The sequence below is a fragment of the Trabulsiella guamensis ATCC 49490 genome (assembly GCF_000734965.1).
In the GTDB taxonomy this organism is placed as follows: domain Bacteria; phylum Pseudomonadota; class Gammaproteobacteria; order Enterobacterales; family Enterobacteriaceae; genus Trabulsiella; species Trabulsiella guamensis.
In genome coordinates this window covers 1-13,789 of record NZ_JMTB01000105.1, presented here as the reverse complement: position 1 = coordinate 13,789, position 13,789 = coordinate 1, and the positions used below count along the sequence as shown (strand labels likewise).

10 protein-coding genes and 1 pseudogene are annotated in these 13,789 nt (G+C 54.4%); 4 read left to right on the top strand and 7 right to left on the bottom strand.

Annotation, left to right across the window (positions count from 1 at the left end; all coding sequences use genetic code 11):
- Positions 1 to 95: 95 nt before the first annotated feature.
- Positions 96 to 1,361 carry a DUF1479 domain-containing protein gene (locus GTGU_RS17420; protein ID WP_038160172.1) on the top strand — a complete coding sequence of 422 codons (1,266 nt, stop codon included), beginning with the start codon at positions 96 to 98 and terminating at the stop codon, positions 1,359 to 1,361.
- On the opposite strand, the gene GTGU_RS17415 is transcribed toward GTGU_RS17420, so the two are convergent.
- A complete protein-coding gene (locus GTGU_RS17415) occupies positions 1,358 to 2,488 on the bottom strand; it encodes a LacI family DNA-binding transcriptional regulator (protein WP_169741187.1) in 1,131 nt (376 codons plus the stop codon). The two genes, GTGU_RS17420 and GTGU_RS17415, sit on opposite strands and share 4 nt — an antisense overlap.
- A gap of 247 nt (positions 2,489 to 2,735) precedes the next feature.
- Here GTGU_RS17415 and GTGU_RS17410 point away from each other — a divergent pair, with 247 nt between their 5' ends.
- Positions 2,736 to 4,037 carry an MFS transporter gene (locus GTGU_RS17410; protein ID WP_038159910.1) on the top strand — a complete coding sequence of 434 codons (1,302 nt, stop codon included), beginning with the start codon at positions 2,736 to 2,738 and terminating at the stop codon, positions 4,035 to 4,037.
- Positions 4,038 to 4,052: 15 nt separating this feature from the next.
- A complete protein-coding gene (locus GTGU_RS17405) occupies positions 4,053 to 6,416 on the top strand; it encodes a glycoside hydrolase family 31 protein (protein ID WP_038159909.1) in 2,364 nt (787 codons plus the stop codon).
- Between the two features lie 91 nt (positions 6,417 to 6,507).
- Here GTGU_RS17405 and GTGU_RS17400 read toward each other — a convergent pair whose 3' ends face one another.
- On the bottom strand, positions 6,508 to 8,103 hold the full coding sequence (locus GTGU_RS17400) for an ABC-F family ATPase (protein WP_038159908.1): 1,596 nt from the start codon (positions 8,101 to 8,103) through the stop codon (positions 6,508 to 6,510).
- 269 nt (positions 8,104 to 8,372) lie between these two features.
- Between GTGU_RS17400 and ldtB the strand changes: the two genes are divergently transcribed.
- Positions 8,373 to 9,293 carry a L,D-transpeptidase gene (gene ldtB, locus GTGU_RS17395; RefSeq protein ID WP_038159907.1) on the top strand — a complete coding sequence of 307 codons (921 nt, stop codon included), beginning with the start codon at positions 8,373 to 8,375 and terminating at the stop codon, positions 9,291 to 9,293.
- Positions 9,294 to 9,378: 85 nt separating this feature from the next.
- Here ldtB and arsC read toward each other — a convergent pair whose 3' ends face one another.
- The 5 genes and pseudogenes from arsC to GTGU_RS17370 form a co-directional block, all read right to left on the bottom strand.
- Positions 9,379 to 9,804: a glutaredoxin-dependent arsenate reductase gene (gene arsC, locus GTGU_RS17390; protein ID WP_038159899.1), complete on the bottom strand. Its 426-nt coding sequence runs from the start codon at positions 9,802 to 9,804 to the stop codon at positions 9,379 to 9,381.
- A gap of 12 nt (positions 9,805 to 9,816) precedes the next feature.
- Positions 9,817 to 10,967: pseudogene (locus GTGU_RS17385) on the bottom strand (arsenic transporter).
- 45 nt (positions 10,968 to 11,012) lie between these two features.
- Entirely contained in the window at positions 11,013 to 11,333 is a 321-nt protein-coding gene (locus tag GTGU_RS17380; RefSeq protein WP_038159898.1) for a metalloregulator ArsR/SmtB family transcription factor, read from the bottom strand.
- 65 nt (positions 11,334 to 11,398) lie between these two features.
- Positions 11,399 to 12,115, bottom strand: coding sequence for a GntR family transcriptional regulator (locus GTGU_RS17375; RefSeq protein WP_038159897.1), 717 nt, complete (start codon positions 12,113 to 12,115; stop codon positions 11,399 to 11,401).
- Between the two features lie 2 nt (positions 12,116 to 12,117).
- The gene (locus GTGU_RS17370; RefSeq protein WP_038159896.1) at positions 12,118 to 13,491 is read right to left on the bottom strand and encodes a glycoside hydrolase family 1 protein; all 1,374 of its coding nucleotides are present in this window, start codon (positions 13,489 to 13,491) and stop codon (positions 12,118 to 12,120) included.
- Positions 13,492 to 13,789 lie beyond the last annotated feature (298 nt).

Genomic DNA, 13,789 nt, shown 5'->3' with positions numbered 1-13,789 from the left:
CTGTAGCAAGTTATTTAACTTGCATTAACCGGTTTTTAACTTACAGTATCATTTGTAAGTTAAATAACTTTCGAATGAAAGATTACGAGGTCATCATGACACTTACTTTTACCCACGGTACGCTCCCTGCCGATCATAAAGCGGCGATCCGGCTGATGAAAAAGGCGCTTCGCGAGCAGATCGGCGATGTTCAACGAGCATTCGCTGCAGTGTCAGCGCGAATCGAAGCGCGTGTGGCTGAGATCGATGCGCTCAAAGCACAGGGCGATCCGGTCTGGCCAGTCATCGATTTTCGTCGTCTTGCCGCAGGAGAAGTGAGCGACGTGGAGCGCGAGGCCATCAGACGCCGCGGTTGTGCGGTGATCAAAGGTCATTTCCCGCGCGAGCAGGCGCTTGGCTGGGATCGTTCAATGCTGGAATACCTCGACCGCAACCATTTTGACGAACAGTACAAAGGCCCGGGCGATACATTTTTCGGATCACTGGAAGCCTCGCGCCCGGAAATCTTTCCGATTTACTGGTCGCAGGCGCAGATGCAGGCGCGACAGAGCGATGAAATGGCCGCTGTTCAGTCATTCCTGAACCGGCTGTGGACGTTTGAAGGCGACGGCAAGCAGTGGTTTAACCCGGATATCAGCGTGATCTACCCTGACCGCATTCGCCGTCGTCCGCCGGGTACCACCTCGAAAGGCCTCGGCGCGCATACCGATTCCGGCGCACTGGAACGCTGGCTGTTACCGGCTTATCAGCAGGTGTTCGCCAGCGTATTCCGCGGCGATATCGACAATTACGATCCGTGGAATGCGGCACACCGCACCGAAGTGGAAGAATATACGGTCGATAACACCACCAAATGCTCGGTATTCCGCACCTTCCAGGGCTGGACGGCGCTATCGGATATGATCCCTCATCAGGGGCTGCTGCATGTGGTGCCGATCCCGGAAGCGATGGCATACATTCTGCTACGCCCGCTACTGGACGACGTGCCTGACGATGAACTGTGCGGTGTGGCGCCGGGTAAAGTATTGCCGGTGTCGGAGAAATGGCATCCGCTGTTGATCCGCGCACTGACCTCCATTCCGGCGCTGGAAGCAGGAGACTCTGTGTGGTGGCATTGCGATGTCATTCATTCCGTCGCGCCAGTGGAAAATCAACAGGGCTGGGGCAATGTGATGTATATCCCCGCCGCCCCACTGTGTGAAAAAAACCTGGCTTATGCGAAGAAAGTGAAAGTGGCGCTGGAGCGTGGCGCGTCTCCGGGGGATTTTCCCCGCGAAGATTACGAAGTCGAATGGAAGGATCGTTTCACGCTTGCCGATCTCAATATTCACGGTAAACGCGCGCTGGGCATGACGCCTTAATCATCGTACAGCCCCTCGGGTGAAACGGGGGTACGCCTGCTGCCCTGGCGTACCCGCCGTACTGACTCCCGCACCGCCAGCGTGCCGTTCAGCAAAAGCGTTCCTGCTGGCGCATCCGGACGGATCAGCCGCTGCTGGAGCATATGCACCGCCTCGACGCCCAGCTCGTCACGTGGCACATGCACTGCGGTCAGCGGTACATCCTGGATGGCCGCCAGGTTAAAACCATCAATGCTCATTACCGACACATCCTGCGGTACGCGCAACCCCCGCTTTTGCAAGGCGTTCATCGTCCCGACCGCCATAAAATCGCTGCCCACCAGAAACGCCGTCGGCAGCGCTTTTCCTGCCAGGTTGTCCAGCCATTCGCCCACCAACGTTTCCGTCTCTCTGGCGCTAAAACTCGGCACCAGAATAAGATCCCTCGGTTCCTGAAAACGCAGGTTGTGCTGCTTCCACGCCGCTTTGATGCCGGTCAGACGCAACTCCATGGTATAGCGCCGCAGACACAACACATTCACAACGGTTCTGTGCCCCATCTCAAAAAGATAGTTGGCGGCAAACTGACCAATCAGCCGATGATCCGGCGAGATTGATGGCAGACGCATCCACTCGTCGCGGCAGTTGATCAGTACGCATGGTTTCGCCACATCTGCCGCCAGATCATGGATATGCGTATCATCGATGCCCAGAAGCACCGCCGCCTGCGTTCCGGGTTCATGCATCCGCGAGAGAAACAGGTTGGCGTCGCTGTCATTCTCTTCCAGCGCACAAAAGCGCAACCGCACTTCATGGGAGGCCAGCGCTTTGCTGATGCTCTGGATCACGCGGTAGTAAAAGATGTCAGACCGCTCATCAAAAGCACGCTGCGGCGCAAACACCAGCAGGCTGTTGAGCAGCATACGACCGGCCGCCATGCCATCCAGCACACCCAGTTCGCGCGCACAGGCTATTACCCGGCTGCGCGCCTTCTCGCTGGTATTGGCTTTTCCCGCCAGCACACGCGAAACGGTGCTGGCAGACAACCCGGTTCGGGCCGCAATTTCAGCGATTTTGAGCTTTTTATCCATTTTGTGATCTGCCTCCGATTTAGAAATGAAAGAATTTTCACAAGCAATGACATCCATTCTGACCATGCAAAATCGTAATCACCGTGAACTATTCATCACTTCATGAAAAAACTTGCATAAATATGACTGTTGCGGCGTATTTTTTCGTCTTAACCTGAATTGGCTCGATAACTTCCATACTAGTTACGTAAGGAATCGGCAAAATAAAAGCAAAAATAACAACAGGTTAATAACAACTGGTATGACAGCTCTCAGGTGAGCGGGTCATTTTCCCCCTACGACGACATGCCTTGTGGAGACAGCGATGAGCCAGGGCCTTAACAACGATATGGCGGTCAGCAAAACCCGCCGGGTGATAAAAAACTTACGCTGGTGGATGCTTATCCTGTTCCTCCTCGGCGTGACCGTTAACTACATCACCCGCAACTCTCTGGGCATTATTGCCCCGGAACTGAAAGACAGCCTCGGCATTACGACCGAGCAATATTCATGGATCGTCGGCGCTTTCCAGCTTGCCTACACCCTCTTCCAGCCGTTGTGTGGCTGGCTTATCGACGTCATTGGCCTGAAACTCGGCTTTCTGATCTGCGCCACGTTATGGGCAGTCGCCTGTATCGCCCATGCCGGCGCGGGCAACTGGCTGCATCTTGCGATTCTGCGCTTCCTCATGGGTGGCGCGGAGGCGGCGGCGACACCCGCTAACGCGAAAACCATCGGCGAGTGGTTCCCGAAATCGGAGCGCCCGATTGCCGCGGGCTGGGCTGGTGTGGGCTTTTCCATTGGCGCCATGCTGGCACCACCAATCATCTATTTCGCCCACGCATCGTTTGGCTGGCAAGGCGCCTTTATGTTTACCGGCGTGCTGGCGCTGCTGTGGGTGGTGCTGTGGTGGGCATTCTATAACAACCCGGATAAGCACCCGAACCTGGGCAAGTCCGAGCTGGAATACATCAAACAGGATAACGAAGCACCGCCGGTAAAACTGCCGTTCCTGACCGCGCTGAAAACAGTAGGTAAAAACAAACGCTTTTACGGTATCGCCATCCCGGCGTTTATGGCGGAACCAGCGTGGGCGGTGCTCAGTTTCTGGGTGCCGCTGTATCTGGCCAATGAGCATGGCATGGATCTGAAACAGATTGCCATGTTCGCCTGGCTGCCGTTCCTCGCTGCCGATCTCGGCAGCATCGCCAGCGGCTATCTGACCAAAATTTATACCCGTCTGTTCGGTGCTACACGGGTGAATTCGATCGTCGCCAGCTCCGTAACTGGCGCGTTCCTGATGATTTCACTGGCGATTGTCGCCATCACCCGCGATCCATACATCACCATCGTGCTGATCTCCATCGGCGGTTTCGGCCACCAGATCATCTCCTGCATGCTCAGCGCGCTGGTAGTGGAGTCGTTCGATAAAGGCCAGATGGCAACCGTGAACGGCATGCGTGGTTCTGCCGCGTGGATCGCCAGTTTCCTGTTCTCCCTGCTAATTGGGGTTACCGCTGACAAGATTGGCTTTAACCCGTTGTTTATCGCCATGGGCTTTTTTGACCTGATTGGTGCCCTGTTCCTGGTTGCTTTTATTGCTGAACGTCGCGCGAAACGCGCCTGAGAGTGGATGTAAATTATGAAGACGCTTAAACACTGGACATTTGAAACGCAGTCAGCCCATCACGTCGAACTGAATGTCGACGGCCAGCACAGCCTGTGTCTGTACATGCTGGAAGAGGGGATGTTTCGCGTATTGATCAAACGCAAGGGCGAACTGGCGTTGGACAGAACCTGGAGCATTGCGCCAGCGCAGGATGTCCCGTGGGAAGGTCGTTCCCGTGAAGATCTGAGCGGCTTCACCTGCCCTGCCTGGACACTGGCGCAGCAGGACGACCATTTGACCATCGCCACTGAAAAGCTGCGTGTGACGGTGCATCAGCCACTGTGGCTGGAGTGGCACTACCGTGACGAGACGGGTGAATGGCAGTACCTGGCTGGCGATCGCCCGACCAGCGCCTACCTGCTGAACGCTCACGGTGACGGCGTGGCGCACTATCTCAGCCGCCGTAAAGACGAGCGTTTCTATGGCCTCGGCGAAAAAGCGGGCAATTTACAGCGCACCGGCAAACGGTATGAAATGCGTAATCTCGACGCGATGGGCTACAACGCGGTCAGTACCGACCCGCTGTATAAGCACATTCCGTTCACCATCACCCGCCGTGACGACATCAGCATGGGACTGTTTTACGACAACCTGAGCAGTTGCTGGCTGGATCTGGGTAACGAAATCGACAACTACCACACCGCCTACCGCCGCTGGCAGGCCGAGGCGGGCGATATCGACTACTACATTTTCACCGGCAAACGTGTGCTGGATGTCACCAAAGCCTTTGTGCGCCTGACGGGTAAAACCCTTTTCGGGCCGAAGTGGAGCCTGGGCTACAGCGGCTCAACCATGCACTACACCGACGCGCCGGACGCGCAAAATCAGCTGATGAATTTCATTCGTTTGTGCGAGGAGCATGCGATCCCCTGCGATTCTTTCCAGCTCTCATCCGGCTATACCTCAATCAACGGCAAACGCTATGTCTTTAACTGGAACTATGACAAAGTGCCGCAGCCGAAGGTGATGACGAAAGCGTTCCACGACGCCGGTCTGCATCTGGCGGCCAACATCAAGCCGTGCCTGTTACAGGATCACCCGCGCTACAACGAGGTTGCGGAACGTGGTCTGTTTATCCGTGATTCAGAAACCAACGCACCGGAACGCTCCAGTTTCTGGGATGACGAAGGCTCTAACCTCGATTTCACCAACCCGGATACTATTGCCTGGTGGCAGGATGGCGTCACCAGCCAGTTGCTGGAAATGGGGATTGATTCCACCTGGAACGATAACAACGAATTTGAAGTCTGGGATGGCGAAGCGCGCTGTAACGGCTTCGGCAAGGAAATCGCCATTAAGCACATCCGCCCGGTGATGCCGCTACTGATGATGCGCACCTCGATGGAAGCACAGCAGCGTTTTGCGCCGGAAAAACGCCCGTATCTGATCTCCCGTTCCGGCTGTGCCGGGATGCAGCGTTACGTGCAAACCTGGAGCGGTGATAACCGCACTAACTGGGATACCCTGCGCTACAACACCCGCATGGGCGTTGGTATGAGCCTTTCCGGGCTGTATAACGTCGGTCATGATGTGGCCGGGTTTTCTGGCGACAAACCCGATGCCGAGCTGTTCCTGCGCTGGGTGCAAAACGGCGTGATGCATCCACGATTTACCATTCATTCATGGAATGATGATCAGACGGTCAACGAACCCTGGATGTATCCGGCGATCACCCCGGCTGTCCGCAGCGCTATTGAGTTGCGCTATCGTCTGCTGCCCTATCTCTACACGCTGCTGTGGCAGGCGCATGCCGACGACGAGCCGATGCTACGCGCGACGTTCCTTGATCATGAGCACGATGCGCAAACCTTTGAGGAGTGCGATGATTTCCTGCTGGGCCGCGATATTCTGGTGGCAAGCGTTGTGGAGCCGGGCCAACGCCAGCGCCGCGTGTGGCTGCCGGATAACGAGTCCGGCTGGTACGATTTTTACACCAGCGAGTGGTTCTCCGGCGGTCAGTGGGTCACCCTGGATGCGCCGCTGGAAAAACTGCCGTTGCTGGTTCGTGCCGGGGCCGGTCTGCCGCTCAGCGAGCGCATCACCTATGTGAATGCTGCGAAAGATGATCGCCGTGAACTGCGTTTATTCCCGCTAAAAGGCGTCGGTACCACCGCAGGCATGCTGTTTGAAGATGACGGTGAAAGCTGGGGCTATAAAGACGGCAACGCCCTGTGGCTGGAGTGGGAAATGGTGTGCGACGGCGCGACCATTAATCTGAACGTGAACCCCCACGGGGATTACGTTCCGGCATGGAAAACGCTGAAGGTGACGTTACCGGCGGGGGAAAAACGAAAACTGCTGGTGAATGGCATTGAAGGAAGTGAGTGGGTGTTTTAAGTCATTGATTGCCGGGTGGCGGCTACGCCTGACCCGGCCTACAACATCCGAACCGTAGGCCCGGTAAGCGTAGCGCCACCGGGCTTTGTTTTTACCCGTCGATCCCTTTACTGCGCAGATAATCTTCGTAATTCCCGCTGAAATCCACCACGCGCTCTGGCGTAATCTCAATCACCCGGGTCGCCAGTGAGGAGACGAACTCACGGTCGTGTGAAACGAAGATCAGCGTGCCCTGGTAGAGCTCCAGCGCCATGTTCAGCGATTCAATCGATTCCATATCCAGGTGGTTGGTCGGTTCGTCCATGACCAGGATGTTCGGTTTTTGCATCATCAGCTTACCGAACAGCATGCGGCCTTTCTCACCGCCGGAGAGCACTTTTGCCGGTTTTTTGATGTCGTCCTGGCTGAACAGCAGACGCCCCAGAATGCTGCGTACCGCCTGCTCATCATCACCTTCCTGTTTCCACTGGCTCATCCAGTCAAACACCGTCAGGTCATTTTCGAACTCGTATTCATGGTCCTGCGCGTAATAGCCAACCTGCGCATTCTCAGACCACTTCACGGTGCCGTTGTCCGGGGGCAGCTCACCGACCAGCGTTTTCAGCATGGTGGATTTACCCACGCCGTTAGCGCCGAGGATCGCAATCTTCTCGCCCACTTCCAGCAGCAGGTTGAAGTTTTTAAACAGCGGGCCGTTATCAAAACCTTTGCTGAGCGCCTCCACTTCCAGCGCGTTGCGGAACAATTTTTTGTCCTGCTCAAAACGGATGAACGGGTTCTGGCGGCTGGAAGCTTTAACCTCATCCAGCTTGATTTTGTCAATCTGCCGTGCACGGGAGGTCGCCTGGCGGGATTTTGAAGCGTTGGCGCTAAAGCGGCTGACAAACGACTGCAGCTCGGCAATCTGCGCCTTTTTCTTGGCGTTGTCGGCCAGCAGGCGTTCGCGCGCCTGGGTGGCCGCCGTCATATATTCGTCATAGTTACCCGGATACACCCGCAGTTCGCCGTAGTCGAGATCCGCCATATGGGTGCAGACCATGTTCAGGAAGTGACGGTCATGCGAAATGATGATCATGGTGCTGTCGCGCTCGTTCAGCACCTGCTCCAGCCAGCGAATGGTGTCGATATCCAGGTTGTTGGTTGGTTCGTCGAGCAACAGGATATCCGGATCGGCAAACAGCGCCTGCGCCAGCAGCACACGCAGCTTCCAGCCTGGCGCCACTTCGCTCATCGGCCCGTAATGTTGCTCAACAGGAATGCCCACGCCCAGCAACAGTTCACCGGCGCGGGATTCAGCGGAATAGCCGTCCATTTCACCGTATTTCACTTCCAGATCAGCGACTTTGTAGCCGTCTTCTTCGCTCATTTCAGCGAGGCCGTAAATGCGGTCGCGCTCCTGTTTTACCTCCCACAGTTCCGCGTGGCCCATGATCACCGTATCGAGCACGGTAAAGTTTTCGAAGGCGAACTGATCCTGACGCAGTTTACCGATGCGCTCGTCAGGATCGAGCGACACATTGCCCAGCGTCGGTTCTAAATCGCCGCCGAGTATTTTCATAAAGGTGGATTTACCGCTACCGTTGGCGCCAATCAGGCCGTAACGGTTGCCGCCGCCAAATTTGACGGAGATATTTTCGAACAGCGGCTTACTGCCAAACTGCATAGTGACGTTGCTGGTGACTAACACGGAGATATCCTGAAAGATGTGACAAACCGCTTATTATGCCACTGTCTGGCCTTTTTTTCACGGTTACGGCGATTTTCATTGTCTGCCGTTTCCATTGTTCCGAATTTGTCGCCAGCCTTTACAACAACGGCTACAGTAGCAATCAGGATGAAAAATACTGATTTCGTACACATCTGAATTCCCTGTTTGCGGGAATGCACATATAATGCGCTCCCATCTGAGGTCTTAATTCTCCAACAACGCCAGTGTGGCAAATTATTTCGCACAACATGAATATGAAATTATCGACAGTTTTTGCGGCTGCTCTGGCCGTTGTAGGCTTTTGTAATACTGCGTCCGCTGTGACGTATCCCCTTCCCACCGACGGCAGCCGTCTGGTAGGTCAAAACCAGGTCATCACGGTGCCGGAAGGCAACACCCAGCCGCTGGAGTACTTCGCGGCGGAGTACCAGATGGGCCTGTCCAACATGCTGGAAGCCAACCCGGGCGTTGACACCTTCCTGCCAAAAGGCGGCACGGTGCTGAACATTCCGCAGCAGTTGATCCTGCCGGACACGGTGCACGAAGGTATCGTGATCAACAGCGCCGAAATGCGTCTGTATTACTACCCGAAAGGCACTAACACCGTGATTGTGCTGCCGATTGGTATCGGCCAGTTAGGCAAAGACACACCAATCAACTGGACCACCAAGGTAGAGCGTAAGAAAGCGGGCCCGACCTGGACCCCAACCGCGAAGATGCACGCAGAATACCGCGCTGCCGGTGAGCCACTGCCTGCCGTAGTTCCTGCCGGCCCGGATAACCCGATGGGCCTGTACGCGCTGTACATCGGACGTCTTTATGCCATTCACGGTACCAACGCCAACTTTGGTATCGGTCTGCGCGTGAGCCACGGCTGCGTACGTCTGCGTAATGACGACATCAAGTTCCTGTTCCAGAACGTGCCGGTCGGCACCCGTGTTCAGTTTATTGATGAGCCGGTAAAAGCCACCACCGAACCGGATGGCAGCCGTTACATCGAAGTTCACAACCCACTGTCCACCACCGAAGCCCAGTTCGAAGACGGCGAAATTGTGCCGATCACGCTGAACAAATCGGTACAGCAGGTGACGGGTCAGTCTGACGTTGATCAGAACGTCCTGAATCAGTCGATTCAGGCGCGCTCAGGGATGCCGGTTCGTCTGAACTAAGCCAACACGGAAAAAACCGCACCCGGTCTTCCCGCGTGCGGTTTTTTTATATCTGTGGTTTATAAAGCATTTAGCCTCTGTCAGTTTATTTCAGCCGCTTGCCTTCATCATCAACGACTTTCTCGCCATCTTCCTTGGTAAACGCCCCTTTTTGTGCATCCGGGAGAATATCCAGAACAACTTCTGACGGGCGACAAAGCCGCGTCCCCAGCGGCGTGACAACGATGGGGCGGTTAATCAGAATCGGATATTCCAGCATAAAATCGATGAGTTGATCGTCGCTAAACTTGTCTTCCGCCAGCCCCAGCGTTTCATAGGGCTCAACGTTTTTACGCAGCAGCGCGCGCACCGATATCCCCATATCGATAATGCGTTTTATCAGTTCATCACGCGATGGCGGCGTTTCAAGGTAATAGATAATGGTCGGTTCGGTACCGCTGTTGCGGATCATCTCCAGCGTATTACGCGAGGTACCACAGGCCGGGTTGTGATAAATAGTGATGTTGCTCATAGCAGTATCTCGTTACAAAGTGAAAGAGAGACGTAGCGCCAGCGCGGCCAGGGTGACTAATAGCACTGGCAGGGTCATGACAATCCCAATACGGAAGTAATAGCCCCAGGTGATCGTTATGTTTTTCTGTGAAAGTACATGCAGCCAGAGCAGCGTCGCCAGGCTGCCGATGGGGGTAATTTTCGGCCTCAGATCGCAACCGATGACATTGGCGTAAATCATCGCTTCTCTGATCACGCCTGATGCGGTACTCCCCTCAATCGACAGCGCACCAACCAGCACGGTAGGCATATTATTCATGATGGATGATAAGAACGCGGTAAGAAAGCCAGTGCCAAGCGTTGCCGACCATAGTCCATTATCCGCGAGTACGTTCAATACACTGGAAATGTATTCTGTTAGCCCGGCGTTACGCAATCCATAGACCACCAGATACATTCCGAGTGAGAAAATGACGATCTGCCAGGGCGCGCCACGCAACACTTTGCCAGTGTTAATCGTATGACCTCGCTTCGCGACTGCCAACAAAATGACAGCACCCGTCGCCGCAATCGCGCTGACCGGAATGCCAAGTGGCTCCAGAACAAAAAATCCAATCAACAGAACGAGTAACACTATCCAGCCAGTTATGAAGGTTACTGGATCTTTAATCGCTTTTGCCGGCGTTTTCAGGCGAGCCAATTCATAGACGGGAGGAATATCTTTACGAAAGAACAGATGCAACATTACCAGCGTGGTGATGATAGCGGCAATATCCACCGGCACCATCACCGATGCATATTCGGAGAATCCCAACCGAAAGAAATCTGCCGAGACGATATTCACCAGATTCGATACGATCAGCGGCAGGCTGGCGGTATCAGCGATAAATCCGGCAGCCATAACAAACGCCCTCGCCCGTTTCCCCAACGGGAAACATGCAGCGCCGCCCACTCAAAAAAGCCAGACTCATCCAGCAGAAGGCTGATGATGATCACCGCAATAAATGTCGCGGTAGCATTCCAGACGATATGCCATACCTCCGGGACATCGCTAATATGTATCGCACCACTGAGCAGTGCCAGAATTGCGCCTGCGCTTGCGCTCCAGCCAATACTCAGTCCCTTCGGCTGACAGATAACAAAAATTAGTGTCAGTACAAAAATCCCGCCCGCCAACAACATTTCAGGTTCCTTATATATGTAATTTTGAATATGTCATTGTGCTTCTCAGCACACAGATGAAACGTTCTTTTTCAGCCATGCACGGATTTCCGGGCGCAGACATTGCCAGGAGGTGGCAATGATGTCGGCCGCCCAGGCGGGTATATGCGGAGAAAGTCGGTAGTAAACCCACTTGCCAGCCCGACGATCAAGCACCAGGCCTGACTCGCGCAGGAGCGCCATATGGCGGGAAATTTTGGGTTGAGATTCTGAAGTCGCGGCGCAGAGTTCACAAACACACAGCTCACCGGACTCCTTCAGCAGCATGACGATCGCAAGGCGCGTTTCGTCGGAGAGAATTTTGAAAAGCTGAACGGGATGGAGCATTTTTAGCCTCAATGCATTTATGCTAACACATATGTTAATCCATATATGTTAGCATTAAAATCCCTTTATCCGTTATTCACGATAACCATGGCGCCGTGGTCGTAGCGATAATGGCACCGGGCATACTCCAGCGGCGTACCGTCCTCAAGATAGATAACCTGTTCCACTTCCAGCACCGGATCGGTCATGTCGCAATGCAGATACTGCCGATCCAGTTCATCAGGTTTGAGCGCCCGCACAACGCGCCGGGAGCCCATCAGCTTCAGCCCTAACGTCTCCTGGATGTAGCGAAAAACCGAACTTTCCAGATGCGATTTATTCAGACCCGGTACCAGTGACACCGGCATAACGGTTTCATCGAGCGATACCGGTTCCCCCTTCAGTAACCGCAGGCGGGCAAAGTCGTACACTGGCGCGTCGGCGTTAATCAGCAGCGAACTCTGCTCGTTTTCACTGGGGAAACGCAGTTCAAAGCGGAGCACCTGACTTTCCACCGGGCCGACATGTTCCCAGGTTTTGGTCGCGCCAAAGTAGTCGCTCCCTGCCAGCTCCCACTGAGAAAGCTGATTGTAATTTTTGCGGATAAACGTTCCCTGCCCCTGGCGGGTATAGATCAGCCCTTCGACAATCAGCTGGCGCATCGCCTGCTGGATGGTCATCCGGCTGGTGTTAAACTCCGCCGCCAGCGCGTGCTGGTCAGGCAGTGGCGCATTCGCCGCATACTGCTGGCTGTCAATGCGCTGTTTAATTTCCCGCGCGATGGCGAGGTATCTGGCGGTCATCGTTACATCTCTTCGCCGTTGCTGTGAATGGCCTGTTTCAGCCACGCATAGCTTTTCTTCGGCACGCGTTTGAGGTCTTTAAGATCATGATTATCGCGATTCACATACACCACGCCGTAGCGTTTGCGCATATCGCCCTGAGAACTGAGGATATCAATCAGCCCCCAGCCAAGATAACCAATGACCTCAGCGCCGTCCTCAAAAATCGCCGCTTTCATGGCATTGATATGGTCGCGGTGATAATCAATACGGTAATCATCTTCGATCGGGTTTACGCCATCCCAGGCTTCAATCACGCCAATACCGTTTTCAATCGGGAATACCGGCAGACGCCAGTCGTTGTAATAACGGGTGATGATGGTACGAAAACCCAGCGGATCAATCTGCCAGTTCCACTCGGTGGCTTTCAGGAACGGGTTATCTTTCATGCCATAAGTGAGATAATTATTTACTGCCGTTCCCGCCGGGATCGCGTCGCTGTCGAGGGTGCGGCTGGCGTAATAGCTGAACGCCAGATAGTCGCATTTCGTGGTGGTGAGCAGCGCCAGATCAGCAGGCTGATAAATATCGGTAAACCCTTCGCGTTCAACCACCGCCAGCACTTCCGGGCTATAGCCTTCCCCGGCGTATACTCGCAGCAGATTCTGGTTGGTGAATTCGTCGTACTGTTGTGCGCAAAAGACATCCTGCGGTTTGCAGGTCGCCGGGTAAACCAGCTGATGCGCCAGCATACCGCCCATCAACGCCGCAGGTTGGCTATCGTGCAGATAACGGGTCAGATGCACGTGTGCCATCATCACATGATGCTGGATCTGATACAGCTCGCGCAGCGTCCGGTCACCACGCATATAGCCGGAAATGAGGAATGCATCCGGCATGTGGTAGAGGTTTTGTTCGTTAAAGGTCAGCCACCATTTCACGCGGTCGCCAAAACAGTCGATCATCTTCTGACCGTAGCGAATAAAAGCCTCCATCACCCGGCGGTCGGTAAAGCCGTTGTAGGTTTCCGCCAGCGCCAGCGGCATGTCGAAGTGATAAAGGCAGATCATCGGCTCGATGCCACGGGCAATGAGATCGTTGATAAAGCGATCATAAAAGGCGATGCCTTCGTCGTTAAAATCGCCGTCACCCGTCGGGCAGACACGGCTCCAGGCAATCTGAAAACGATAACAGTTCATCCCCAGATCTTTCATCAGATCGAAATCTTCCGGGTAGCGGTGATACGAATCGGTAGCGACTTTCCAGTCGGAGGCAAATTCGCGCGGCTCGCGGATGTCATACACCGACATCCCCTTCCCGCCCTCATTCCATGCGCCTTCTGTCTGCATACTGGATACCGAGTTTCCCCACAAAAAATTGGCTGGCAGTCGATTCATCTCTCGCACCTCTTAATATGACTAGTCATTTAAAATTTCATGACTAGTCATATTAGTCATGGATACTTTTCAGGCAAATGAAAAGCGCACTTTTTGTGATCACAAATAAAAAAACCGGGCACCCACGAAGGTGTACCCGGTTCAGAAAGGAAATTACCCGGCAAGCTCCCTGCCACCGGGATGACTACATTAAAACGTCTTCTTATAATTCAGCATCATCCCCTTATCGCTGATGCCGTCCTCCTTCCAGTGGAACGCGTCAAGCTGCAGGGCGCTGTTTTCGCCGCTGTACTTCACG

Bases quoted from the DNA above. Each gene is read 5' to 3' on its own strand.
- GTGU_RS17420 (WP_038160172.1), top strand. From the start codon at position 96: ATGACACTTACTTTTACCCACGGTACGCTCCCTGCCGATCATAAAGCG.
- GTGU_RS17415 (WP_169741187.1), bottom strand. From the start codon at position 2,488: ATGGATGTCATTGCTTGTGAAAATTCTTTCATTTCTAAATCGGAGGCA.
- GTGU_RS17410 (WP_038159910.1), top strand. From the start codon at position 2,736: ATGAGCCAGGGCCTTAACAACGATATGGCGGTCAGCAAAACCCGCCGG.
- GTGU_RS17405 (WP_038159909.1), top strand. From the start codon at position 4,053: ATGAAGACGCTTAAACACTGGACATTTGAAACGCAGTCAGCCCATCAC.
- ldtB (WP_038159907.1), top strand. From the start codon at position 8,373: ATGAATATGAAATTATCGACAGTTTTTGCGGCTGCTCTGGCCGTTGTA.
- arsC (WP_038159899.1), bottom strand. From the start codon at position 9,804: ATGAGCAACATCACTATTTATCACAACCCGGCCTGTGGTACCTCGCGT.
- GTGU_RS17380 (WP_038159898.1), bottom strand. From the start codon at position 11,333: ATGCTCCATCCCGTTCAGCTTTTCAAAATTCTCTCCGACGAAACGCGC.
- GTGU_RS17375 (WP_038159897.1), bottom strand. From the start codon at position 12,115: ATGACCGCCAGATACCTCGCCATCGCGCGGGAAATTAAACAGCGCATT.
- GTGU_RS17370 (WP_038159896.1), bottom strand. From the start codon at position 13,491: ATGAATCGACTGCCAGCCAATTTTTTGTGGGGAAACTCGGTATCCAGT.